Source organism: Dactylosporangium cerinum, assembly GCF_042653625.1.
Classification (GTDB): Bacteria; Actinomycetota; Actinomycetes; order Mycobacteriales; family Micromonosporaceae; genus Dactylosporangium; species Dactylosporangium cerinum.
Map to the genome: position 1 here is coordinate 302811 of NZ_JBHSIU010000066.1, position 22544 is coordinate 325354.

The following is a 22544-nucleotide window of genomic DNA, read 5'->3' on the forward strand; positions in this document are numbered from 1 at the left end:
GCCTCCGCAGATCGTCGAGGGCCGGAAGGAGTACCCATTGGACCTGGACACAGCCCTGGACTCGATCGATCCGGTCCGCACCGCCGCCGCGGTCCGTGATCCGGCCCGGCTGAGAGCGGTCGCCGCGATCGGCGACGCCACCGTCGACGCCTGGTGCGACGACCTGGTCGCGTCCGCCCGGAGGCAACTGGGCACCTCGGCCGCGCTCGTGTCGATCGTGGAGCGGCACGGTCAACGCTTCCCCGGTGCGCTCGGCCTGCCGCCGCCGTGGCAGCGCCGCCGTGCCGCGCCGCTGACCCACTCGTTCTGCCAGTACGTGGTCGGCTCCCGCCGGCCGCTCGTCGTCACCGACGCCCGCCGGCATCCCGTCCTGCACGACAACGCCGCGATCGGCGACCTCAACGTGGTCGCCTACGCCGGAGCGCCGATCGTCACCGAGGCCGGCCACGTCCTGGGCGCGTTCTGCGCCACCGACAGCGTCCCCCACATCTGGACCGGCACCGAACTGCGGCAGATCGCCGCGTACGCGGCCCGCTGCGGGGAGCGCTTCAGCCGGCGGGACCCGGAGCCGGGCCAGGCGGATCCGCCCCCCATGCCGCAGCAGCCTCCGGCGGGCACCGGACCGGCGGATCACGCGCCGGCCTTCGCCAACCCGGCCCCGTGGGACCCGACCACGCTGATCCCCGGTTTCCGCCTCGACCCCCGGCCACCGATCCGCATGTCGCGCGACGAAGTGGTCTTCCGCGGCCGCTTCCACGCCGAAACCGTCACCATCAAGATCCGCATCACCGACACCGCCGAGGCCCGCGCCCGATTCGTCCACCGCGTCCACGTGTACGCGGAGTTCGGGCCGACACCGCCACCGGTGGTCGCCGGCGCCTACCGGTGGAGCGACAACGACCGGTTCCTGATCCTGTCAGGTGGCCCCGGAACGATGCTGCAGACCCGCGAGGAGCCCGACCCGGCCCTCACCTCCGCGCACCTGCGCGACGTCGTCGCCGCGGCCGCGCAGCTGTCGACCTGGCGCCCTGACCGTGAGGACGCGGAGATCTGGCAGGTCGACCACCACCGCATGATCGACGAACGCCGCCGCGCGCACACCATCACCGACGACACCGCCCGCCGCCTGCACGACCTGGTGGACTGGTGCGAGCCGGTGCGGATGTTCGCGCACGGTTCCCTGACCATGCACTGCGTGAAGCAACTGCCCTCCGGCCGCCTCACCTTCACCGGATTCGACCGGGCCGGCATGTACCTGCCGGGGCGCGACCTGGCCACCCTGTACGTGACGCTGCCGCACGACGACCACGCCGGCCACCGGCACATCCTGGACCGGGTCATCGAGGTCGACGCGCTGGAACCCTTCGCCGTCAACCTGTTCCTCGCCGCCACACCTGTCGACGCCCCGGCCGGGACGACCGCTGCCGGGCGAGCCGCGCAGTGGGCGGCGTTCTGGCACGCCCGCGACGTCGCGCACCGCCTCCTGCGGCAGTTCACCACCGACTGACGGACGGGGACGGCCCCGCTCGGTCCTTCTGGTTGCCCTTGCGCCGAAGCCGGGGTGATCGGGGTGGTTGGTATATGTCCGTGACGGACGTATCCTGGTGTCGTGACGAGCAACCGAGCGCTGGCACCACTGACGCCCGCGGTGTTCCACATCCTGTTCGCGCTGGCCACCGGTGACAAGCACGGATACGAGATCGCCAAGCAGGTCGCTGAGGACAGTCAGGGGCAGGTGAGGATGGGCACCGGGACGCTGTACGGATCGATCAAGCGCATGCTGGCCGACGGCCTGATCGAGCAGGCCGAGGACCGGCCCGCTCCGGAACTCGACGACGAACGCCGCCGCTACTACCGGCTCACCGGTGAGGGACGCCGCGCCCTGCACGCCGAGGTGCAACGCTATGCCCGGGTGGTCGCGGTCGCCGCGGACCGTGACCTGCTGACACCGGCATGAACGCTCTCAACGGCCGGAGGCGTCGGGCGCAGCGGATCTACCGGCTACTGGTGCGGCTGTACCCGACGGCGCACCGGCGCGCGTTCGGCGAGCAGATGGTGCAGATGTTCGGCGATCACTACCGTGACACGGTCGAGGGCCGTAATGGCAGCCGACTGCGGTTCTGGCTGTCGGTGCTGACCGACGCCGCCGGCAGCCTGGTCGCCGAGCACGCCACTGAAGCCCGAGCGCGCCTGAGAGAAGCGCCGAAACGGGCGCTGCGCCGCCGCCGGACGAACACGCGCACCGATCACCGCGGGACCGGTCGCCCGCCGCGCCGACGGGCACGTGTGTCGCGGCGGTTGCGGTACCAGCGGATCCGCGTGGTGATCCGGACCCGTCGCCACCAGCTGGTGTACCGGGGCCGGATCGCCGCGCCGATCGTGCTGGCGACGTCAACCGCTACCGCGCTCAGCGCGGGCGCGGCGACCGGGCATCTCGGCATCGGTGCGGTAGTGACCGGTCTGATCGCAATGGTGTGGCTGGTGTCCACCCTCCGGCTGACCCGGCCGGTCCCGTCCGGACCGTCTGGCGACGGACCCACACCGCCCGGCGGGGCGTCCGTGCGCGAACCACGCAGCCCGCTACCGGTACGTCCAGCCGGATCGGCCGCCCGAGCCAGACCCGACCAGGTCGAGCCCGGACAGGCCGTCGCCCTCGTCGCCCCATGATCATTCCGAACGATGGCGTTACCAGCCGGCGATCGTTGCGCTCCTTCCGCCTGACCGGATACGGCCGGGCCGCCGGATTCAGGAGGGCAACTGACCGTGCAACACCGGAGGTGCCGCACGGTTTCCCGCCGCACCGGCTCCTCCTGGGACGCCAAAGGGCCGGGCGGACCTGGCCGGAGGCACTGCGTCGGCAGCTGTTCGTATCGACTTGCGCGTAGTCGCCCCGAAAGCCGGTGGTGGGCTGAACGATGGGGGCACTCGGCGAGTTGGAGGTGCCCGATGCGCGGGACGAGGACGGCTGCGGCGATCATTGCCTGCTGTGCGGTGCTCGCTTCGGCCAGTGGATGCACCACGAAGCAGGCCAACGAATCGCAGCCGGGCTCCGACCTGCCGACGCCGACGGTGCAGGCGAAGGGCGACGCCATCGTGGTCGCCGTCGCGCCGGACCAGCCTATCGCGGTCGCGGTCCCGGGGCTGGGGCATCTCACGGCGCCGGCGGGGACGTTCAGCGCGCCCGGCAAGCTGATCGCGCGCAGGTTGCAGTCGGACAGTCAAGACGGCTCGCTCGTCGTGGTTGGGGGATCGGGCGTCGACGTCGCCTTCGAGGGCACGTCGCTGGTGTCACCGATCACGGTCCTGTTCGACGACCCGGCCGCGACCCGGGACCTGCCGAAGGACGCGCTGCCGGTGGTCCTGCACAAGCCCGACGGGGGTGACTGGGAGGCGAAGCTCCTGTCACGCACCGCCGACGGGGTGCCGTACATCTCGACCAGGGAGTTCTCGCCCAACCTGCTCGGTTGGATCCCGATTCCGGGCTGGATCCGTAACCTCGCGGACTCCTTCGCGGACTTCACCACGCAGCGCACCGACGCCCGGCCCTGCGGCGGCCCCGCCGCACCGGGCTGGAGCAGCGTCGACAAGCGGACCACACTGGTCCATCTGTGTTCCATCACCAACGCCGACCGGGCTGAGATCCAGGTGCAGTCCAACCGCCGGTTCTATCAGTGGGTGGGCGTGCCCGCCGGTGCGGACTACATATGGGTCGAGGGCCAACCCGACCCGCTCCGCCGGGTCATCGCCAAGGTCACCGGGCACGACATCGGCAGCAACGTGCTCCTGGCCGGCAACGGCCGATTTACCGCCGGGTACAAGCAGCCCGCGCAGACCGCGAGGAAGGACTTCAACGCCTACCTCGATCCGTGGAGCGCCGGCCTCAGCGTCGGTATCAGCGTGCTCGGGCTGAATCCGAGCACGAACGTGTCCAGCGCCGTGCTGATCGTGGCCAAGTGCGTCACCCAACTGCTGCCGTTTCCGTCAGCCGACGGCGCGAAGGCGTTCCTCGGCTGTTTCGTCACGCAGGCGCTGAAGAACCTCGAGAACCCCGACGTAGCGCTCAGCGCGGCGAAGGACCTGTTCGGCGAGGCGGCCTACGCCAAGGAAGCGGAGGAGGGCCTGAAGCAGGCGAAGGACCGGCTGCGCTACCTGGGTCGGTTCCTGAAGGTCGCCGGGATCATCACCTCCACGTTCCCGCAGCTGCCCGACCTCTTCTCGTCGTGGGGCAACGACCAGCCCGGCCGGTTCACCCTCGAGCTGAAGGGAAGGCCGGCCCCGCAGGCGACGCAGCCAACGGGCGGCTCCGGCGGCAACCAGTCCACGCCGCCGGCGCCCCAGCAGCCGCACGCCGTGTCGCCGTACGACAACTACGGCGCCGCCAACGCCGGTCGTGCGATGTGCCGGGGCAACCCGGGCAACAGCAGGTCGGTGCCGGGCGGCACCGCGTCGCAGACGTTCGTGGTCCCGGCCGGGGTTTCTTCCATCGACCACATGCTGGTGCAGATCGATCCCGACGCCACCGTCACAGGCCACCTGAAGGTCTACGTCAACGGCGGCCTCGCGGCCACGGCCGACGCCGCCGCCGCGGGTGACACGCACTTCTCGTTCGGCGCCGTCGGCGTCTCCGCCGGCCAGACCGTGACGCTGAGCCTCGGGTTCACCGCCACGTCCGGGAAGATCATCACCGTCTACACCGCCGGAGCCCCTGGCGGCACGTTCACGGCGTCGAACAGCTGCCCGGACGGCGCGCCAAACGTGTCGACGTCGGCTACCGGCCTACGCGCCGTCGTGTCGGGCTGGAGCTGACGGTCAGGCGCCGAAAGCCCGCGTAACCGCTGCCGAGCCGGCGAAAGGCCACGGCGATCCGCTGTGCACGCCATGACAGCTGACGGGCTCGAGGCATTCACACGACGTTTTAGGTTCGCCGTCATCAATTCGTCCGGTGTTTGATCGACACCTCGATCGGCGCCGGACGGCCGTCGGCCCGCCGCAGCAGGGCGTCGTTGCAGCGGGCCGAGCACTACGGCTTGCGGGCGACGCCTGCCCAGATGCTGATCCGACTGGGGTCGACCGAGTCGTCGGTGGTCTGCGGGCGCCACCGCGAGACCAGGACGATGCCGGGATCGATCATCTCCAGACCGTCGAATATCGTGGAAAACTCGGCCCGGTCGCGGGGCCAGATGTCGCTCATGCCGGAGTCGAGCATCTGCCGGTACATGTTCTGCTCGTGCTCCGGCATGAAGTCCAACGTGAAATGCGTCGCGGCGAGGTAGCTGCCGGAGGGAAGCTCGTCCAGCAATTGCTGCACGATGGGGCGGGCTTCTCCCTGACCCGGGATGAAGTGCAGAATCGCGATCAGCATCAACGCCACTGGCCGGGACAGATCCAAGGTGTCGCGTTGCCGCAGGGCGGTAAGGATCGCCTGCGGGTCTCGCAGGTCCGCCTCGATGTAGTCGGTCACTCCCTCACCGGTGCTCGTCAGCAACGCGCGGGCGTGGGTCATGACCAGCGGGTCGTTGTCGACATACATGACCCGGCTGTCCGGTGCGACGCGTTGGGCCACTTCGTGGGTGTTGTCCTCGGTGGGTAGACCGGTGCCGATGTCGAGGAACTGCCGGATGCCACCTTCCGCGGCAAGGAACCGGGTCATCCGGCCGAGCACGTCACGATTGGCACGGATACCGGCGCGCATACCAGGGAACTTCTGCTCGATCGCGTCAGCGGACTCGCGATCGGCGGCGAAATTGTCCTTCCCACCCAGCCAGTAGTTGTACCGCCTGGCCGGATGCGCGACAGACGTATCGATCGCTGGCGACGTGTGCGTCGGCTCGGTCACAGCGGCTCCCTATCGACAGGAACGAAGATGCGAACAGCACTCTAACCCGTGCCTTGCCGCAACGCCGCAACGCGATCCTTCGGGGACGTTGCGGCGTTGAAGGAACACGCCGACGCCATCCACAGTGGGCCGCCTCCGCGAGAAGGATGGACCGGGGGCGTCATGGCCGTCAGCCTGCGGCGCTTCAAACGGCCCATCGACGCTCAAGGCATCGGCGGGCCTGACGGTGGCCGTTGCTCGTCGGCCGCGCGCAGGACGGCCCGCCGGATCGGTGCGTAGCCGGTGCACCGGCAGAGGTTGGAGCCGACCAGGGCGTCGATGCGCTCCGGATGCTCGGCGAGGTCGGGGTCGGCGTCCAGGGCGCCCGCGGCCAGCATCAGGAAACCGGGGGTGCAGAAGCCGCACTGCAGGGCGTGTTCGGCGGAGAACGCGCGTTGCAGCGGATGCGGTCCGCCGTCGGCTCCGGCCAGGCCTTCCACGGTGCGCACCGTCCTGCCGTCGCACTGCACGGCCAGCATCAGGCAGGACCGGACCGCCTCACCGTCCACCAGCACCGTGCAGGCCCCGCAGACGCCGTGTTCACAGCCGAGGTGGGTACCGGTGAGCCGGCAGTCCTCGCGCAGCACGTCGGCGAGGATCCGGCGGGGCTCCACGTCGAGCGGGTAGTCCGTGGCGTTGACCGTGAGGGTGATCTTCATCGGAGCCCTTCCGTGCGTTCGGTGGCACGCGAGCGCTGGTCCGCCGCTGCCAGGCGCAGGGTCCGGCCGACCAGGACCGCGACGGCCTGCCGCTTGTACCCGGCGTCGGCGAACGGCTCGGCAACCGGTGCGGCGTCCTGCTCGGCGGCGACGCGGCCCGCGTGGCTGAACAGATCGTCGATGGGCTCGGCGCCGATCAGCGACTGCTCGGCGGCCCGCGCCCGCACCGGCCGGTCCGAGGCGTTGACCAGGCCGATCCGGCTGTCGCTGATCACGCCGTCCCGGACGGTCAGGGTCGCGGAGACGGCCACCGTCGCGAAGCAGAAGTGCGTGCGCCGGTGCTCGATGAAGCCGACCCCGGTGTCGTCGCCGAGCAACGGGAACCGCACGGACGTGATCAGTTCCCGGGGCCGGCGGGCGGTGCGGTGCGGCCCCTGGAAGTAGTCGCCGGCCGGGACCTGCCGCGCGCCGTCGCTGTCCTGCAGGGCGATGTCGGCGTCCAGGGACAGTGCGACCGCACACCACTCCGACGCCGGGTGCGCCCAGGCGAGGCTGCCGACCAGCGTGCCGCGGGCACGGATCGGCGGGTGCGCGATGTTGGTCACCGCCTGCCGGAACAGCGTGCCGAGCGGGCCCGGCACGGCCTGCGGCGCCTCGAAGGCGGCATGCCGGACCAGGGCGCCGACCCGCAGCGAGTCGCCGTCGACGCCGAGACCGTCGAGTCCGGCGACCCGGTTGACGTCGACCACCAGGTCGGGTCTGCGCCGCGCCAGGTGCATCTCCAGCAGCAGGCTCTGCCCGCCGGCGATGACCACGGCGCTGCGTCCGGGGTCGCCGAGCGCGTCGACGGCCTCGCGCACCGACCGCGGCGCCACGTAGTCGAACACCGGCGGTTTCACTGCGCGGCCCGCCAGACCAGCTCCGGCGTGAGCGGCAGCTGCAGCACGTCACGGTCGGTGGGCCGCAGCGCGTCCGCCACCGCGTTGACCACGGCGGCTGGGGTGCCGATGCAGCCGGACTCGCCGGCTCCCTTGGCGCCGAGCCGCGTCATCGGGCTCGGCGTGCAGGTGTCCCTGCCCACGAACGGCGGGACCTCCGCGGCAGTGGGCAGCAGGTAGTCCAGCAGGCCGTCGGTGAGCATCGGCACGCCGTCGTCGTCGAAGCACATGCCCTCGTACAGCGCCTGGCCGAGCCCCTGCACCGCGGACCCGAACGCCTGCGCGTGGACCACCGCCGGGTCGAGGACCACACCGCAGTCGTCGACGGTCACCAGTCGCAGCACCCGGACGGTGCCGAGCTCCGGGTCGACCTCGGCGACCGCCGCGTGGGTGCCGAACGGGAACGCCATCCCCGACTCGAAGCGGTCGTCGACCCGCAGCGGCCCGGTGGCCCGCACCAGCGCCGCGAGGTCCATCGCCGGGGCGCCGTCCTGGGAGCCGTGCACGGTGCCGTCGGACCACCGCACCGTCTCCGGCGGCAGGTCCCACAGTTTCGCGGCCCGGTCCCGGGCCTCGTCGGCCAGCAGTGCCGACAGGTGCTGCAGCAACGCGCCGGAGACCTGCGCCGTCCGGCTGGCGAACGAGCCGACCCCGTCGGGCTGCTCGCCGGTGTCGCCCTCGACCAGCAGGACCCGGGCCACGTCGACGCCGAGGGTCGCGGCGACCAGCGCGGGAAGCACCGTCTCGTGGCTCTGGCCGCTGGAGGCGGCACCGCACCGGGCGGTGATCGCGCCGTCCTCGTCGGCCTCGAGGCTGCCGAACTCGTGCAGCCCGCCGGGTTCACCGCCGGAGCGCTCCACGTAGCACGACAGCCCGATGCCCAGCGGCAGGGCGTCGGGGTCGGCGCGGCGCCGGGCCTGCTCCGCGCGCCACGCGTCGTAGCCGAGGGTCTCCAGCGCCAGGTCGAGCGCGGCGGCGTAGTTGCCGCTGTCGTACCGGCGGCCGGTCGGCGTCTCGTACGGGAACCGGTCCGGCGGGATGAGGTTGCGCCGGCGCAGCTCCGCCGGGTCGAGGCCGAGGCGATCGGCGAGGGTGTCGATCGACCGTTCCAGGGCCATGGTCGCCTCGGCCCGGCCGGGCCCGCGGTACGGGTAGGTGGTCATCGTGTTGGTCAGCACCGACCGCAGCGTCGCGTGCACCTGCGGCGTGGTGTACGGGCCGGTCGCCATCCACGCGGTCTGCATCGGCAGCCCCGCGCCGATGTGCGGGTAGGCGCCCACGTCGGCGTCGATGTGCAGCTCGTAGGCGAGCAGCCGGCCGTCGGCATCGGCGGCGAGCCGGACGCGCTGGTCCTGGCCCCGGCCGCGGGTCGCGACCAGCATCGACTCCAGCCGGTCCTCGATCCAGCGCACCGGCCGCCCGAGCCGCACCGCCAGGAACGCGACCGCGACGTACTCGGGGAACGACGCGCTCTTCGACCCGAACGCTCCTCCCGTGTCGGGCACCACGACCCGGATCCGCTCGACCGGCCAGCCCAGGGCGGCGGCCAGTTCCCGGCGCAGGCGGTGCGGCGCCTGATGCCCCGACCACACCGTCAGCCGGTCGCCCTCGGGGACCGCGAGCAGCGTCCGGCACTCCATCGGCGTCGGCATCAGCAGCGCCTGGCGGTAGCGGCCCTCCACCACGGCCGCCGCGCGCTGCCACACCGACTCGTCGACGGGCTGCCCGGCGGACCCCTCGAGGGCGACGTTGCTCAGTCCCTCGAACAGGCGGACCGTGTCGTCCAGCGCCGCCGCGGGCGTCACCATCGCGGGCAGCGGGTCGACCTGGAACGTGACCTCGGCGGCGCCGTCCTCGGCCCGGTACCGGTCCTCGCCCAGGACGACGGCGACGGCCTCACCCGGGTACCGCACGCGGTCCTTCACCAGCACCGGCCACTCCCGCCCGGCGACCGCCTCGTCCGAGGACAGCTTCGCCAGCACCGTGTGCGGCATGGGCGGCAGGTCCGGCAGGTCGGCGGCCGCGTGCGCGCACGGCGGCAGGTCGTGCAGGTCGGCGGCCGACCAGGCCCCGATCACCCCGGGCACCTGCCGGGCGGCGGCGCAGTCGACGCCGCGCAGCGTGCCGTGCGCGACGCGGCTGCGCACGAACGCCGCGTCCAGACAGCCCGGGACCTGGATGTCGGCCACGTAACGGCCCCGGCCGGACAGCAGCCGCGCGTCCTCACGCCTGGCCCAGATGCTCACACCGGCGGAACTGCCCAGGCCGGCCGCTCAGAAACGCCGGCCGCTCAGAATGCCGGCCGCTCAGACCGGAACGTCGCCAGCCGAGCTCATCGCCGCCCTCGACCACGACCGCGCACTGCTGTTCGTCCGGCGTAACCCGGGCCGCTGGTTGTCGAGTACGTCGTTCACCACCTCGACCCTGCCGTCGCCGATGTCAGCGTCGACGACACGCCGGCCGCCGTGCAGCGTCCGCTGAAGTGCTGAGAAAATGCCGATGGAATACCTTGAATCTCGTATTTGAATGCGATATAGGCGTGGAACACTCTGGCGAATGCTGCTGTTCTCTCAATTCTTCCTCAAGGACCTACGCTCGTCATTGACAGGCGGTTTCAAATCTGTCCGTCTCTGCTTGGTATTGCCGTTATCTTCCCGTTACATATCGGGCTCGCCGTAGGTTATGTCATCGACGCTAATATCGGTGCGCTCGAAGAAATCGAGCAGGTGCGAGATGGCGTAAAGATATGGAGATCGCGTGCGTCGGTTAATCATCATGGCCCTCCTCGCCACGTTTGCATTCGTTGTGACTCCGGCCCAGGCAGCCATGGCAGCCTGCCCGGAGGTCGGTGACGTGTACTACTCCTTCAGCAACGTCACGACGAGCAGGTTGCTGAGCAACCTGCGCAGCGACTACCTGAAGGGACCGGGCACCATCACCTACACCAAGACGACCACCGGCACGGTCTCCGGGTCGGTCACCGGCACCGCCTCGGCCGAGGCGGGCGTCATCTTCGCCAAGGCCAGCGTGTCGATCGGGATCACCGTCGGATACTCCTGGGCGAAGACGGACACCTGGTCCTACGCCAAGCCGGTCCCGTCGGGCAAGACCGCCCGACTGGTCATGTGGCACGAGTCGCGCAAGATGACAGTCACCAAGAAGCAGATCGTCGCACCGTGCAACGTCAAGACCGTCTGGACCAGGGCGGCCCAAGCGCCGATCATGGCCAACATCAATGTATGGGATCTGCAGTACGCGTAACAAAAATTGATCCCGGAGACTTTCATCGGGCGAGCCGATGAAAGTCTCCGGGATGATGCGTCTGGCCTGGGCGCTTTATCGGGGGCTGCAGGTGGAAGTGCTGACGTTCCCGCTGGGGCAGTCCGCAGTCGACGTTGCCGGCACAACCAACGGGCTGAACCCGAATGACGCCTTCGCACCCAACTCAAAGTCCGCCGCCCCGACTACCCGGGCATGGAGCGCTGAGTTCCGTTTACCGGTCCCCGAGCAACCACCGCTGCGGCGCGGGGAGGGCACGGGCGCGGGCCGGGCCCCAGGAGCCCTGCGCATACGTGGCGAGGCGGGGCGGGTGGTCCAGCAGCGGCTGCGCGACCTTCCACACCGCCGACAGCCCGTCCGGCCGGGTGAACAGCGAACGGTCGCCGAGCAGGACGTCGTGGATGAGCCGCACGTACGGCGGCAGGGGCTCGGCGTCCGGCAGCTGGGACAGCGGCAGCCGCGCGGTCGCCGGCTCGACGCGCAGGCCCACGCCGGGCTGCTTCGCGAGCAGCCGCAGGTCGATCTCGCCGGTGCCGGACAGGGAGAACGACAGCAGGTTCGTCTGCTTCGGCAGGCCGGGGAACGGGCACAGCGGGGTGCGCAGCACGACGCTGACACGCTGCTGGCTGTCGGCCATCCGCTTGCCGGTGCGCAGCAGGAACGGCACCCCGCGCCAGCGCGGGTTGTCGATCCACAGCCGCGCGGCGACGAACGTGTCCGTCTTCGACCGGGGCGCCACGCCGGGCACCTCCCGGTAGCCGGCGAACTGCCCGAGCACCACCTCGGCCGGATCCAGCGGCCGGAACGAGCGGATCACCTTCTCCCGCGCCGCCTGCAGGTCGGCGGCGCCGAGGGAGGCCGGGGTCTCCATCGCGACCTCGGCGGCGACCTGGAACAGGTGCGTCACCAGCATGTCCAGCACCGAGCCGGTGGCGTCGTAGAACCCGGCGCGGTCGTCGACGCCGAGGGTCTCCGGCACGTCGATCTGCACGGACTCGATGTGGTCGCGGTCCCACATGGCGGAGAAGACCTCGTTGGCGAAGCGCAGCACGTGCAGGTCCTGGGTCGCCTCCTTGCCGAGGAAGTGGTCGATCCGGTACACCTGCGACTCGTCCAGCACCCGCCGCACCGTCCGGTTCAACGTCCGGAAGGTCTGCGGTGAGGTGCCGAACGGCTTCTCGTAGACGACCCGCGCGTCGTCCACCAGCCCGTGCCGGCCCAGCGCCTCGGTGAGCCCGCCGAACGCGACCGGCGGGACGGCGAGGTAGTGCACGAGCTGCGGGTCATCGCCCGTCCGCGAGCGGGCCTGCTCGATGACGTCGAGCAGGCTGCCCGGGTCGTCGGCCCCGAACCCGCCGCCGGCGAACAGCAGCCTCGGCTCGAAGTCGCGCCACCACCGTTTCTTCGGGCGTGGCCCGAATTCGCTGAGCGCCTTGTGTACGTGGTCGCGGAAGTCCTCGTGCGGGATGTCACCGCGGCCGTTGCCGATCAGTACCCACTCCTTCGGCAGGAGTCCCTCGGCGGCGAGCGTGGCGAAGGCCGGCAGCACCATCCGCTTCGCGAGGTCGCCGGTCGCACCGAACAGCACGAATACGGTGGGCCGCGGAACACGCTCGACGGCGTCACGGATCGTCGACATCACCCCAGCGTATGGAGCACGCGGGCCGCAAATGTCGGCATCACCCCGTTTCTCATCGCCACGGTCAGTCGGTGATGACGACGACCCCCGACGGCGCGTCCAGCAGCGCGACCGTCCGGTCGGCGGCACGGTCGATCTGGATCCGGGGCGGCGCGGGGACGTCGCGTTCGTGGTAGGTGCCGGGGCCGTAGAACTGCCCGTAGCTCAGCACGACGCCCTCTTCGGCGAGGACGGAACGCTCCAGCTCCGCCGCCGCGGCGGCGTCCGGGCCGTCGGGCAGCTGCCAGGCGACGGTCTGCGCGAGGATCCGGGGCTTGCCGCTCTTGCGGGCGGCCTCGATCAGGTTCTGGTTTCCCTCGGTGCGGATGCGGGCGTTCATCTCGGCGTGGGCGCCGATGTCCGCGAGGTCGTCCGGGAGATCCGTGAGCTCGTTGATGATGACGTCCGGGGCGAAGTCCCGGACGGCCTGGGTCAGCGCGCCGCGGTCGAACACGTCGCAGAGGACCGGTTCGGCGCCGAGCTGGCTGATCATTTCGGTCTTGCCGGGCGACCGGGTCATGCCGCCGACGACGTACCCGGCGTCGACCAGCCGGGGGATCAGCCGCTGGCCGATCACGCCGGACGCGCCGGCGAGGAACACGCGTTTGGGCATCTGCCTACCTGCCTTCATCCGGGACCGTGCGGTTGGGCACCGACGCGCTGTACCCGCCAACCGCTGCGGTCACGCCTTCCAGCGGTACTCGACCTCGGGGCGGCCGGCGTTGCCGTACCGGGCGTGGCGGGAGGCCAGCCCGACCTCGGCGAGGTGCTCCAGGTAGCGCCGTGCCGTCACCCGCGACGCGCCGAGCACCGCGGCGACCTCGGCGGCCGACCGGCCGGCGGCGGCGCCGCGCAGGGACGCGGACACCGCGTCGAGGGACTCCTGGCTCATGCCCTTGGGCAGGTTGACCGGGTCGGGACTGCGCAACGTGGCCAGCAGCCGGTCGACCTCGTGCTGGTCGGAGACGGAGCCGGCGTCGAGCACCTGCCGGCGGTAGTCGTGGTACCGCTCGAGCTTGTCCCGCAGGGTCGCGAACACGAACGGCTTCAGCAGGTACTGGACGATGCCCTGCGACACGGCGGCGCGGACCACTGCCAGGTCCCGGGCCGACGTCACGGCGATCACGTCGGCGCGGTGACCGGCCGCCCGCATCGCGCGCACGACCTCGAGCCCGTGCAGGTCCGGCAGGTGCATGTCGAGCAGCACGAGGTCGACCGGCACCCGGCTGAGCAGGCGCAGCGCGTCGGCGCCGGTGCCGGCGCGACCGGCGACGGCGAAGCCGGGCACCCGCCCGACGTAGACGACGTGCGCGTCGGCGGCGATCGGCTCGTCCTCGACGACCAGGACCTGGATCACCGCGGTGCCTCGGCCGGCACCGGCAGGCGGACCGTGAACGCGGATCCGGCGACCTCGACGGTGCCGCCGTTGCGGCTGACCGCCTGACCGACCAGGGCCAGCCCGAGCCCGCGGCCGGCCGGCTGCTTGGTCGACCAGCCGCGGCGGAACGCCTGCGCGACGTCCTCCAGGCCCGGTCCGCTGTCACTGATCCGCAGCACCAGCTCGCCGTCGTGGACGGCCGCGTCGATGCGCACCCACCGCGGCGGCGGCGCGGCGACGGCCGCGTCGATCGCGTTGTCCAGCAGGTTGCCCACGACGGTCACCAGGTCCCGCGGGGCGACGGCGCCCTCGGGCACGTCGGCGTCCTCGGCGACGAGCAGCTCCACGCCGCGCTCGCTGGCCTGGGTGACCTTGCCGAGCAGGAGCGCGGCGAGGACGGGCTCGCGCACCGCGCCGACGACCTGGTCCGTGAGCTGCTGGGCGGCGGCGATCTCCGCGGACGCGAACTCCAGGGCCTGCGGCGCCCGGCCCAGCTCGATCAGCGACACGACCGTGTGCAGCCGGTTCGCCGACTCGTGCGCCTGCGCCCGCAGGGCCTCGGCGAAGCCGCGCACCGAGTCGAGTTCGCCGGTGAGGGCCTGCAGCTCGGTGTGGTCGCGCAGGGTCACCACGGTGCCGAGCTCGACGTCGTCCCACCGCGCCGGGGCCTGGTTGACGACGAGGACCCGGTCGCCGGTGAGGTGGATCTCGTCGGTGCGTGCGTGCCCGGCCGCGAGGGCCTGGGCGAGGGGTTCGGGCAGGCCGACGGCGCCGATCGGCCGCCCGACCGGGTCGCCGTCGAGGCCGAGCAGCCGGCGGGCCTCGTCGTTGGCCAGCTGCAGCCGGCCCTGCCGGTCGAGCAGCAGCAGCCCCTCGCGGACCGCGTGGAGCACCGCGTCGTAGAACTCGTACATCCGGGCCAGCTCGGCCGGGCCCAGGTCGTGCGTCTGGCGGCGCATCCACCGGCCGACCAGCCAGGACCCGGCGCCAGCGAGCAGCAGCGCGATCGCGGCGGCGCCGGCCAGCAGCGGGAACTGCTGGCGCAGCCCGCGGCTGACGGTGTCCAGCAGGATGCCGACGCCGACCCGGCCGCGCACCTGACCGCCGTCGAGGATCGGCACGACCGCGCGCACCGACCGGCCGAGCGTGCCGGTGAACGTCTCCGTCACCGGCGCGGTGGGGGTGGCGCCCTGGATGTGCCCGATGAACTGGCCGCCGATCTGCGCGGGGTCCGGATGGGTGTACCGGAGGCCGGTCGGGCTCATCACGACCACGAACCTGGTGCCGGTGTCGACGCGGATGCGTTCGGCGATGGGCTGGAGCACCGCGGTGGGGTCGGGCCGGCTGAGCGCGGCGAGCACCGCCGGGTCGTCGGCGACGGTGCGGGCGACCGCGAGGACCGTCTCCTGCGCGACGGCCAGGCTGTTGCGCCTGGCCTGCAGGTACGCGCCCGCGATGCCGCCCGCCATCAGCACGCTGATGATGACGGTCTGCACCGCGAGGAGCTGCCGCGCCAGACTCCAGCGCCGCGGGTGGAACACATCGCCCGCCTCAGGTCACATGTACGCAATGAACGAAATAGTGACCTGAGTCACCGCTATCGGCAACCTCGTGGCATGTCCACCTCCGCTGACACCCCCGCCGCAGCTGTCGCGCCGAAGCGCGACCGGACGCACTACCTCTACCTGGCCGTCATCGTTGCCGTCGCCGCCGGCATCGCGGTCGGCCTGCTCGCCCCCAAGACCGCCGTCGAACTCAAGCCGCTCGGCACCGGCTTCGTCAACCTCATCAAGATGATGATCGGCCCCGTCATCTTCTGCACGATCGTGCTCGGCGTCGGCTCGGTGCGCCGGGCGGCGCAGGTCGGCCGGATCGGCGGCCTGGCCCTCGGGTACTTCCTGGTGATGTCGACCGTCGCCCTCGCCATCGGTCTGGTCGTCGGCAACCTGCTGCACCCCGGCGCCGGGCTGCACCTGACCGCCGCGACGAAGGCGGCCGGCGCCAAGGCCGCGGCCGGCGGCTCCGGCGGCACCGTCGACTTCCTGCTGGGCGTCATCCCGACCACGCTGCTGTCCGCGCTCACCTCCGGCGCCGTGCTGCAGACGCTGCTCGTCGCGCTGCTGGTCGGCTTCGCGCTGCTGGCCCTCGGGCGGTCCGGCGAGCCGATCCTGCGCGGGGTGGAGCACCTGCAGCGGCTCGTCTTCCGAGTCCTGGCCATGATCATGTGGCTGGCGCCGATCGGCGCGTTCGGCGCCATCGCGGCGGTCGTCGGCGGCAGCGGCTGGAAGGCCCTGACCGCGTTGCTGCAGATCATGTTCGGCTTCTATCTCACCTGCGTGATCTTCGTCGTGCTCTTCCTCGGCCTGCTACTGCGCCTGATCGCCCGGACGAGCCTGTTCGCGCTGCTGCGCTACCTCGCCCGCGAGTTCCTGCTGATCCTGTCCACGTCGTCGTCGGAGTCGGCGCTGCCGAGGCTGATCGCGAAGATGGAACACCTCGGCGTGTCCCGCACCGTCGTCGGGATCACCGTGCCGACCGGCTACTCATTCAACCTCGACGGCACGGCGATCTACCTGACGATGGCGTCGCTGTTCGTCGCGGACGCGGTCGGCCGGCCGATGTCGATCAGCCAGCAGATCTCGCTGCTGGTGTTCATGGTGATCGCCTCCAAGGGCGCCGCCGGGGTCACCGGCGCCGGGCTGGCGACGCTCGCCGGCGGCCTGCAGGCACACCGCCCGGACCTGGTCGACGGCGTCGGGCTCATCGTCGGCATCGACCGGTTCATGTCCGAGGCCCGCGCGCTGACCAACTTCGCCGGCAACGCGGTGGCCACCGTGATCATCGGCTCCTGGACCGGCGAGTTCGACCGCGAGCGCTCACTCGCGGTGCTCGGCGGCGACCTGCCCTTCGACGAGGCGACCATGCTCGACACCCAGGAGCCCGCCACGGCACCGGAGCCCGCGCCCGTGCCGTCCCAGCTGTCCGCAGTGGACGGTTAACGGTCCCCCCGGCCCGCGGCCGGCCTCCGTCCAGCACGGGGGCCGGCCACCGCGGCGGCGGCAACCAGCAGGAGCGCCGGCACCGGCGCCCAGAGCGGCGCGACCCGCAGCAGGACCGCACCCACGACGGCGCCGCACAGCAGGGCCAGCAGCCGGCCGGCACCACCGAACCCGGTGGCGAACCCGTGCGGGTCGAGGACACCGGCGCGCACGATGCCGGTCAGCGTGCCGGTGAGGTAGGTGGTCGACGCACCACGCACCCCGGTGCCGATGGTCACGACGCTCTGCACGCCCATCGCCACCACGCTGAACGCCAGCAGCGCCAGCGCCACCCAGCGGTCCGGCTGCCCACCGACGGCCAGCCAGCCGGCAGCCACGCCGCCCAGCAGCATCACCTCCGCGACCGCGACCGCCCAGGCACCCCGGCCCCGGAGCGCGGCGGTGGCGGCCGCCACGCCGAGGGCGTAGCCGGCGACGCCGGTGCCGGCGCCGGCCGCCAGCCAACCGTCCGCGGCCGCGACGGCCCGGCCGAGTTGCACCAGGTTGCCGGTCACGACGCTGGCGAACACGCCACCCAGCCGGGCCACGCAGACGGCGTCCAGGCAGCCCGCCGCGGCGGCCAGGCCGGCCAGCCGCCAGCCGACCGTGTCCGGTGCCTTCACCGGCGGTGCGTACCCGGCGCCGCGGGCGGCATGCGCGGCGCCGCACCTGGCAGGGGGCATCTTCTGACCGATTCGGGGAAGGTCCAGCCGGACAGCGATGGCGAGGACCGCCGGGGGTGGTGGGTGCCGGTCGATCCGGACTATCTGTGGCAGGCGCGGCAGATGCAGGCGCTGTCCTTCGCCGTGCACATCCCGCTGGTCTGTTTCGGCATCGCGTTCCCGTCGATGGTGCTGTTCTGCGAGTGGCGGTCGCTGCGCACCGGCGATCCCGTGCTCGCCACGCTGGCGCGGCGCTGGTCGAAGGTGATGCTGGCGCTGTTCGCCGTCGGCGTGGTGACCGGCACGATCCTGAGTTTCGAGCTGGGGCTGCTGTGGCCGGAGTTCATGGCCAGGTTCGGTGCGGTGTTCGGCCTCGGGTTCACCCTGGAGGGCTTCTCGTTCTTCACCGAGGCGATCTTCATCGGGATCTACGTGTACGGGTGGGACCGGCTGCCGCCACGGCTGCACCTGCTGTGCGGCGTGCCGGTGGTCGTGGCCGGGGTGACCGGCTCGCTGTTCGTCATCGCGGTCAACGGCTGGATGAACCACCCCACCGGTTTCACGATGCGCGACGGCGTCGTCGTCGACGCCGACCCGTGGGCCGCGCTGTTCGGCAACACCTACTTCTGGCACGAGTTCGTGCACATGTACTTCGCCGGGTACATCGTCGCCGGGTTCGCGGTGGCCACCCCATACGCCTGGGCCGTGCTGCGGGGCCGCCGGGGCCGCTACGAGCGCACGGCGCTGACCGTGGCGATGTCGACCGCGGCGGTCGCCGCGCCGCTGCAGGTGATCGTCGGCGACTGGGCCGCCCGCGAGGTCGCGGAGCACCAGCCGGTGAAGCTGGCCGCGCTGGAGGGGCTGGGCCGGACCACGCGCGGCGCGCCCGAGCACCTCGGTGGCTGGTACAACGGGCACGAGGTGGTCTACGGCATCGAGATCCCGCGGCTGCTGTCGCTGCTGGCGCTGCACAACCCCAACGGCACCGTCGTCGGCCTGAACGCGGTCGGCGCGGACGACATCCCGCCGGTCAACGTGGTCCGGTTCGCGTTCCAGACGATGGTCGGCATCGGCACGCTGCTGGCGCTGCTCGGCCTGCTGTTCCTGTACGTGCGGCTGCGGCACCGGCGGCTGCCCCGGTCCCGCTGGTTCTACCGGGCTGCGGTGGCGGCCGGGCCGCTGTCGGTCGTGGCGCTGCTCGCCGGCTGGGTCACCACCGAGGTGGGTCGCCAGCCCTGGGTCGTGTACGAGGTCATGCGCACCACCGACGCGGTCACCGGCGCGTCCGGGATCCCCGTCGGGTACGGCACGCTCGTGGTCGTGTACCTCGGGCTTGCCGCCGCGGTCGGGTGGCTGCTGCGCAAGTTCAGCCGCACACCCGTCGAGCTGCCGGCAGAAGCGCACGACGATGGCTGAGGTCCCGATGGTGTTCATCCTCGCCGGGCTCGCCGCCTACACGGTGCTGGCCGGTGCGGACTTCGGCGCCGGCCTGTGGATGCTGCTGGCCCGCCCCGGCCGGGCCGCCCCAGCCGTGACCCGCGACCACGCCCGGCACGCCATGGGGCCGGTGTGGGAGGCCAACCACGTGTGGCTGATCTTCGTGCTCGCCGTGTGCTGGACCGCGTATCCGGTCGCGTTCGGCTCGATCGCCTCGACGCTCGCCGCGCCGCTGTTCATCGCCGCCGTCGGGATCATCCTGCGCGGGGTCTCCTACGCGCTGCGCGGCCAGGTCGGCGGGGCCCGTGGCCGGCACCTGGTCGAGTCCCTGTTTGCGTTCTCCTCGATCCTGACGCCGTTCGCGCTGGGCGCCACCGTCGGCGGCATCGCCTCGGGCCGCGTCCCCGTCGGCAACGCGGCCGGCGACCTCGTCACGAGCTGGCTCAACCCGACCTCGGTCGTCATCGGCGTGCTGGGCGTGGCCACTGGCGCCCACCTCGCCGCGGTCTACCTCGCCGCCGACGCGCACCGGCTCGGCGAGCGGGCCCTGGAGCTCGACTTCCGGGCCCGCGCCCTCGGCTCCGGCGTGGTCGCCGGCGCCCTCGCCCTCGCCGGCCTACTCGTCGTGCGCGTCGACGCCCCGGCCCTGTACGACGGCCTCACCGGCGGCTGGGGTGCGGTGATGGCCGGCATCTCCGCCGCCGCCGGACTGGCGACCCTGGTGCTGGTCTGGCGGCACCGATTCGGCCCGTCCCGGGCCACGGCGGCGCTCGCCGTGGCGGCCGTCCTGGCCGGCTGGGCGTCGGCGCAACGACCGAGCATCCTGCCCGGGCTGACCGTCGAGGAGGCCGCCGCCGGCCGGGCCACGCTGCTCGCCGTCATCGTCGCCGTCGTCGCCGGCGCGGTGGTCCTGGTGCCGTCGCTGCTCCTGCTGTTCCACCTGTTCCTGCGGGGCCGCCTGGACCCGGTCGCCGGGCCCAGCGCGGCGGCCGGCATCCGGCCGGCGACCGGCCACGAGCCCCGGCACCGGACGGCACTGGCCGTTGTCGCGGCGGCGGCGCTGCTCGCGGGTGTGGTGCTGACCAGCGTGGTCGGCTCCGGCTGGCCCCTGGTCCTCGGCGTCGGCTGCCTGATCGTCTGCGCCGTCGCCACGTTCGGCCTGGCAACCATCGACATCGACGAGGAGAGGAGCAACGGCCGTGCCGCACTCCGACGAGAACCATGACGCGGAGCAACTGATGATGGGCGCGGTGCCGGGCGAACCGGCGCTCGGCCGCGGCCCGGTGCGCAACGGCGGCTACTCGCGCCACGAGTACCACCACCCGGCGGCCGGGTGGGGTGCCGCCCGCAGCGTGGGCGAGGTGCTCGAACGTGCCGGGGAGCCGCCGGAGGGTGTCCGCGCGCTCTTCGTGATGAACCAGGAGGACGGTGGCTTCGACTGCCCCGGCTGTGCCTGGCCCGACGACCCGAACGGGCTGCACCTGGACATCTGCGAGAACGGCGTCAAACACGTCACCTGGGAGCTCACCCGGGCGAAGGCCGGCGCCGCCTTCTTCGCCGCGCACCCGGTGCGCGAACTGGCGCAGTGGAGCGACCACGACCTCGAGGCCGTGGGGCGGCTCGCCGAGCCGCTGCAGTACGACCCGGCCAGCGACACGTATCAGCCGATCACCTGGAACGACGCGTTCACCCTCGTCGGGGACACGCTGCGGGCGCTGCCCAGCCCCGACCAGGCGGCGTTCTACACGTCCGGTCGGCTCAGCAACGAGGCGACGTTCCTCTACCAGCTGTGGACGCGTGAGTTCGGCACGAACAACCAGCCGGACTGCTCGAACATGTGCCACGAGGCCACCGGCCGCGCGCTGACGGCCGCGCTCGGCACCGGCAAGGGCACCGTCGACCTGCACGACTGGGAGGCCGCCGACGCGATCTGGGTGATGGGCGACAACGCCGCCTCGAACGCGCCGCGGATGCTCACCTGGCTGGCCGAGGCTGACCGGCGCGGCGCGCAGCTCGTGCACATCAACCCGCTGCGCGAGGCGGCCTCCCGGCGCACGATCGTCCCGCACGAGTTCGCCGACATGGCCACCTTCCGCACCACCCGGATCGGCACGATGACCGTGCAGGTCCGCATCGGCGGCGACATGGCGCTGCTGCGCGGCGTCGCCAAGGCCGTGCTCGAGGCCGCCGACGGCGAGCCCGGCGTCCTCGACCGGGAGTTCATCGACCGCCACACCCACGGATTCGACGGGTACCGCGAGCTCGTCGCCGCCACCCCCTGGCCCGACCTGGTCCAGGGCTCGGGCGTCGCCGAGGCCGACATCCGCCGGCTCGCGGACTCCTACCTGCACTCCGAGCGCGTGATCATCGCCTGGTGCCTCGGCCTCACCCAGCACGAGCACGGCGTCGACACCGTCCGTGAGATCGTCAACCTGCTGCTGTTGCGCGGCAACATCGGCCGCGAGGGCGCCGGCCCGTGCCCGGTCCGCGGGCACAGCAACGTCCAGGGCAACCGCACCTGCGGCATCAACCACCGGCCGGACGCGCAGTTCCTCGACCGGCTCGCCGAGGTCTGCGGGATCCGGCCGCCACGCGAGCACGGACTCGGCACCGTCGAGACGATCCAGGCGATGCACCGCGGCGACATCCGGGTCTTCGTCGCGCTCGGCGGCAACTTCGCCCTCGCCAGCCCCGACCTGCAGTACACCGCCGAGGCGCTGCGCAACTGCGACCTGACCGTGCAGGTGAGCACCAAACTCAATCGCAGCCACCTCGTCCACGGCCGCCGGGCGCTCATCCTGCCGTGCCTGGGCCGCACCGAACGGGATATCCAGGCCAGCGGTGAGCAGGGCGTCACCGTCGAGGACTCCATGGCGATGGTGCACATCTCCTACGGCATGAAGGACCCCGCCTCACCACACCTGCGCTCCGAACCCGCCATCCTGGCCGGCCTGGCCCGGGCCACCCTGCCGGACAGCGCGACCCCCTGGCAGGACTACGCGGCCGACTACGACCGCATCCGCGACACGATGGCCCGCGTCCTGGACGGCTTCGAGGACTTCAACCGCCGTGCCCGCCACCCGCACGGCTTCCGCATCGTCCAACCGGCCCGCGACCGGGTGTTCCTGACCCCGACGGCGCGCGCCGAGTTCTCGTCCGCGGCGCTGCCGGACGACACCGACCCGGGCGACGGGCGGCTGCTGCTCACCACGATCCGCTCCCACGACCAGTTCAACACCACGATCTACTCCAACGACGACCGGTACCGCGGCCTCAAGGGACTCCGCACCGTCATCTTCATGAACGACGCCGACATGCGTGAGCGCGGCCTCGACGAGTTCGACCTGGTCGACGTCACCAGCTTCTCCAGGGACGGCAGCCGGCGCGCCGTGCACGGCTATCGCGCCGTCCGCTACGACATCCCACCAGGCTGCGCGGCGGGGTACATGCCGGAGCTGAACGTGCTGTGCGGGATCGCCGACGTCAGCACCCAGAGCGAACAGCCGGTGACCAAGCACCTCGTCGTCGAGGTCACCCCGGCAGCGGCTGACGGCGGCTGACGCAACCGGCAGACCTGCGTGGCGCGGGGCAGAGTGGCGC

18 protein-coding genes are annotated in these 22544 nt (G+C 72.0%); 9 read left to right on the plus strand and 9 right to left on the minus strand.

Annotated features, from left to right (window positions below):
• Window positions 1-37 precede the first annotated feature (37 nt).
• The 4 genes from ACFPIJ_RS43730 to ACFPIJ_RS43745 all read left to right on the plus strand — a co-directional run bounded on the left by ACFPIJ_RS43730 (window position 38) and on the right by ACFPIJ_RS43745 (window position 4806).
• Entirely contained in the window at window positions 38-1507 is a 1470-nt protein-coding gene (locus ACFPIJ_RS43730) for a GAF domain-containing protein (protein ID WP_380124878.1), read from the plus strand.
• Between the two features lie 102 nt (window positions 1508-1609).
• On the plus strand, window positions 1610-1957 hold the full coding sequence (locus tag ACFPIJ_RS43735) for a PadR family transcriptional regulator (protein WP_380124880.1): 348 nt from the start codon (window positions 1610-1612) through the stop codon (window positions 1955-1957).
• A complete protein-coding gene (locus ACFPIJ_RS43740; RefSeq protein WP_380124881.1) occupies window positions 1954-2667 on the plus strand; it encodes a hypothetical protein in 714 nt (237 codons plus the stop codon). The genes ACFPIJ_RS43735 and ACFPIJ_RS43740 overlap by 4 nt, the downstream gene beginning before the upstream one ends.
• 279 nt (window positions 2668-2946) lie before the next feature.
• A complete protein-coding gene (locus ACFPIJ_RS43745; protein WP_380124883.1) occupies window positions 2947-4806 on the plus strand; it encodes a hypothetical protein in 1860 nt (619 codons plus the stop codon).
• Window positions 4807-5020: 214 nt separating this feature from the next.
• On the opposite strand, the gene ACFPIJ_RS43750 is transcribed toward ACFPIJ_RS43745, so the two are convergent.
• From ACFPIJ_RS43750 to ACFPIJ_RS43765, 4 genes are all read right to left on the minus strand, one after another.
• Window positions 5021-5836 (minus strand): SAM-dependent methyltransferase, encoded by an 816-nt coding sequence (locus ACFPIJ_RS43750; protein ID WP_380124885.1) that lies wholly within the window; start codon window positions 5834-5836, stop codon window positions 5021-5023.
• Between the two features lie 203 nt (window positions 5837-6039).
• Complete coding sequence (locus ACFPIJ_RS43755) at window positions 6040-6534, minus strand: (2Fe-2S)-binding protein (protein ID WP_380124887.1); 495 nt, start codon at window positions 6532-6534, stop codon at window positions 6040-6042.
• A complete protein-coding gene (locus tag ACFPIJ_RS43760) occupies window positions 6531-7421 on the minus strand; it encodes an FAD binding domain-containing protein (RefSeq protein WP_380124889.1) in 891 nt (296 codons plus the stop codon). Before ACFPIJ_RS43760 ends, ACFPIJ_RS43755 begins: the two co-directional genes overlap by 4 nt.
• A gap of 8 nt (window positions 7422-7429) precedes the next feature.
• On the minus strand, window positions 7430-9718 hold the full coding sequence (locus ACFPIJ_RS43765; protein WP_380124891.1) for a xanthine dehydrogenase family protein molybdopterin-binding subunit: 2289 nt from the start codon (window positions 9716-9718) through the stop codon (window positions 7430-7432).
• 511 nt (window positions 9719-10229) lie between these two features.
• On the opposite strand from ACFPIJ_RS43765, the gene ACFPIJ_RS43770 reads away from it, so the two are divergent.
• Window positions 10230-10733 carry a hypothetical protein gene (locus tag ACFPIJ_RS43770; RefSeq protein WP_380124893.1) on the plus strand — a complete coding sequence of 168 codons (504 nt, stop codon included), beginning with the start codon at window positions 10230-10232 and terminating at the stop codon, window positions 10731-10733.
• A gap of 232 nt (window positions 10734-10965) precedes the next feature.
• On the opposite strand, the gene ACFPIJ_RS43775 is transcribed toward ACFPIJ_RS43770, so the two are convergent.
• The 4 genes from ACFPIJ_RS43775 to ACFPIJ_RS43790 all read right to left on the minus strand — a co-directional run bounded on the left by ACFPIJ_RS43775 (window position 10966) and on the right by ACFPIJ_RS43790 (window position 15348).
• On the minus strand, window positions 10966-12390 hold the full coding sequence (locus tag ACFPIJ_RS43775; protein WP_380124895.1) for a glucose-6-phosphate dehydrogenase: 1425 nt from the start codon (window positions 12388-12390) through the stop codon (window positions 10966-10968).
• Window positions 12391-12454: 64 nt separating this feature from the next.
• On the minus strand, window positions 12455-13042 hold the full coding sequence (locus tag ACFPIJ_RS43780; protein WP_380124897.1) for an NAD-dependent epimerase/dehydratase family protein: 588 nt from the start codon (window positions 13040-13042) through the stop codon (window positions 12455-12457).
• A 69-nt stretch (window positions 13043-13111) separates the two neighbouring features.
• Window positions 13112-13786, minus strand: a complete 675-nt coding sequence (locus tag ACFPIJ_RS43785; protein ID WP_380124899.1) for a response regulator — start codon at window positions 13784-13786, stop codon at window positions 13112-13114.
• Entirely contained in the window at window positions 13783-15348 is a 1566-nt protein-coding gene (locus tag ACFPIJ_RS43790) for a sensor histidine kinase (protein WP_380124901.1), read from the minus strand. The genes ACFPIJ_RS43785 and ACFPIJ_RS43790 overlap by 4 nt, the downstream gene beginning before the upstream one ends.
• A gap of 75 nt (window positions 15349-15423) precedes the next feature.
• Between ACFPIJ_RS43790 and ACFPIJ_RS43795 the strand changes: the two genes are divergently transcribed.
• Window positions 15424-16806: a cation:dicarboxylate symporter family transporter gene (locus ACFPIJ_RS43795; protein WP_380124903.1), complete on the plus strand. Its 1383-nt coding sequence runs from the start codon at window positions 15424-15426 to the stop codon at window positions 16804-16806.
• Here the strand turns inward: ACFPIJ_RS43795 and ACFPIJ_RS43800 are convergent.
• A complete protein-coding gene (locus tag ACFPIJ_RS43800) occupies window positions 16803-17528 on the minus strand; it encodes a DUF1275 family protein (RefSeq protein WP_380124905.1) in 726 nt (241 codons plus the stop codon). The genes ACFPIJ_RS43795 and ACFPIJ_RS43800 overlap by 4 nt on opposite strands.
• A 63-nt stretch (window positions 17529-17591) precedes the next feature.
• Here ACFPIJ_RS43800 and ACFPIJ_RS43805 point away from each other — a divergent pair, with 63 nt between their 5' ends.
• The 3 genes from ACFPIJ_RS43805 to ACFPIJ_RS43815 are packed head-to-tail and all read left to right on the plus strand — an operon-like array spanning window position 17592 to window position 22504.
• Complete coding sequence (locus ACFPIJ_RS43805; protein WP_380124907.1) at window positions 17592-18923, plus strand: cytochrome ubiquinol oxidase subunit I; 1332 nt, start codon at window positions 17592-17594, stop codon at window positions 18921-18923.
• A complete protein-coding gene (locus tag ACFPIJ_RS43810) occupies window positions 18916-20169 on the plus strand; it encodes a cytochrome d ubiquinol oxidase subunit II (RefSeq protein ID WP_380124909.1) in 1254 nt (417 codons plus the stop codon). The genes ACFPIJ_RS43805 and ACFPIJ_RS43810 overlap by 8 nt, the downstream gene beginning before the upstream one ends.
• The gene (locus ACFPIJ_RS43815) at window positions 20144-22504 is read left to right on the plus strand and encodes an FdhF/YdeP family oxidoreductase (protein ID WP_380124911.1); all 2361 of its coding nucleotides are present in this window, start codon (window positions 20144-20146) and stop codon (window positions 22502-22504) included. Before ACFPIJ_RS43810 ends, ACFPIJ_RS43815 begins: the two co-directional genes overlap by 26 nt.
• The last annotated feature ends 40 nt before the right edge of the window (window positions 22505-22544 follow it).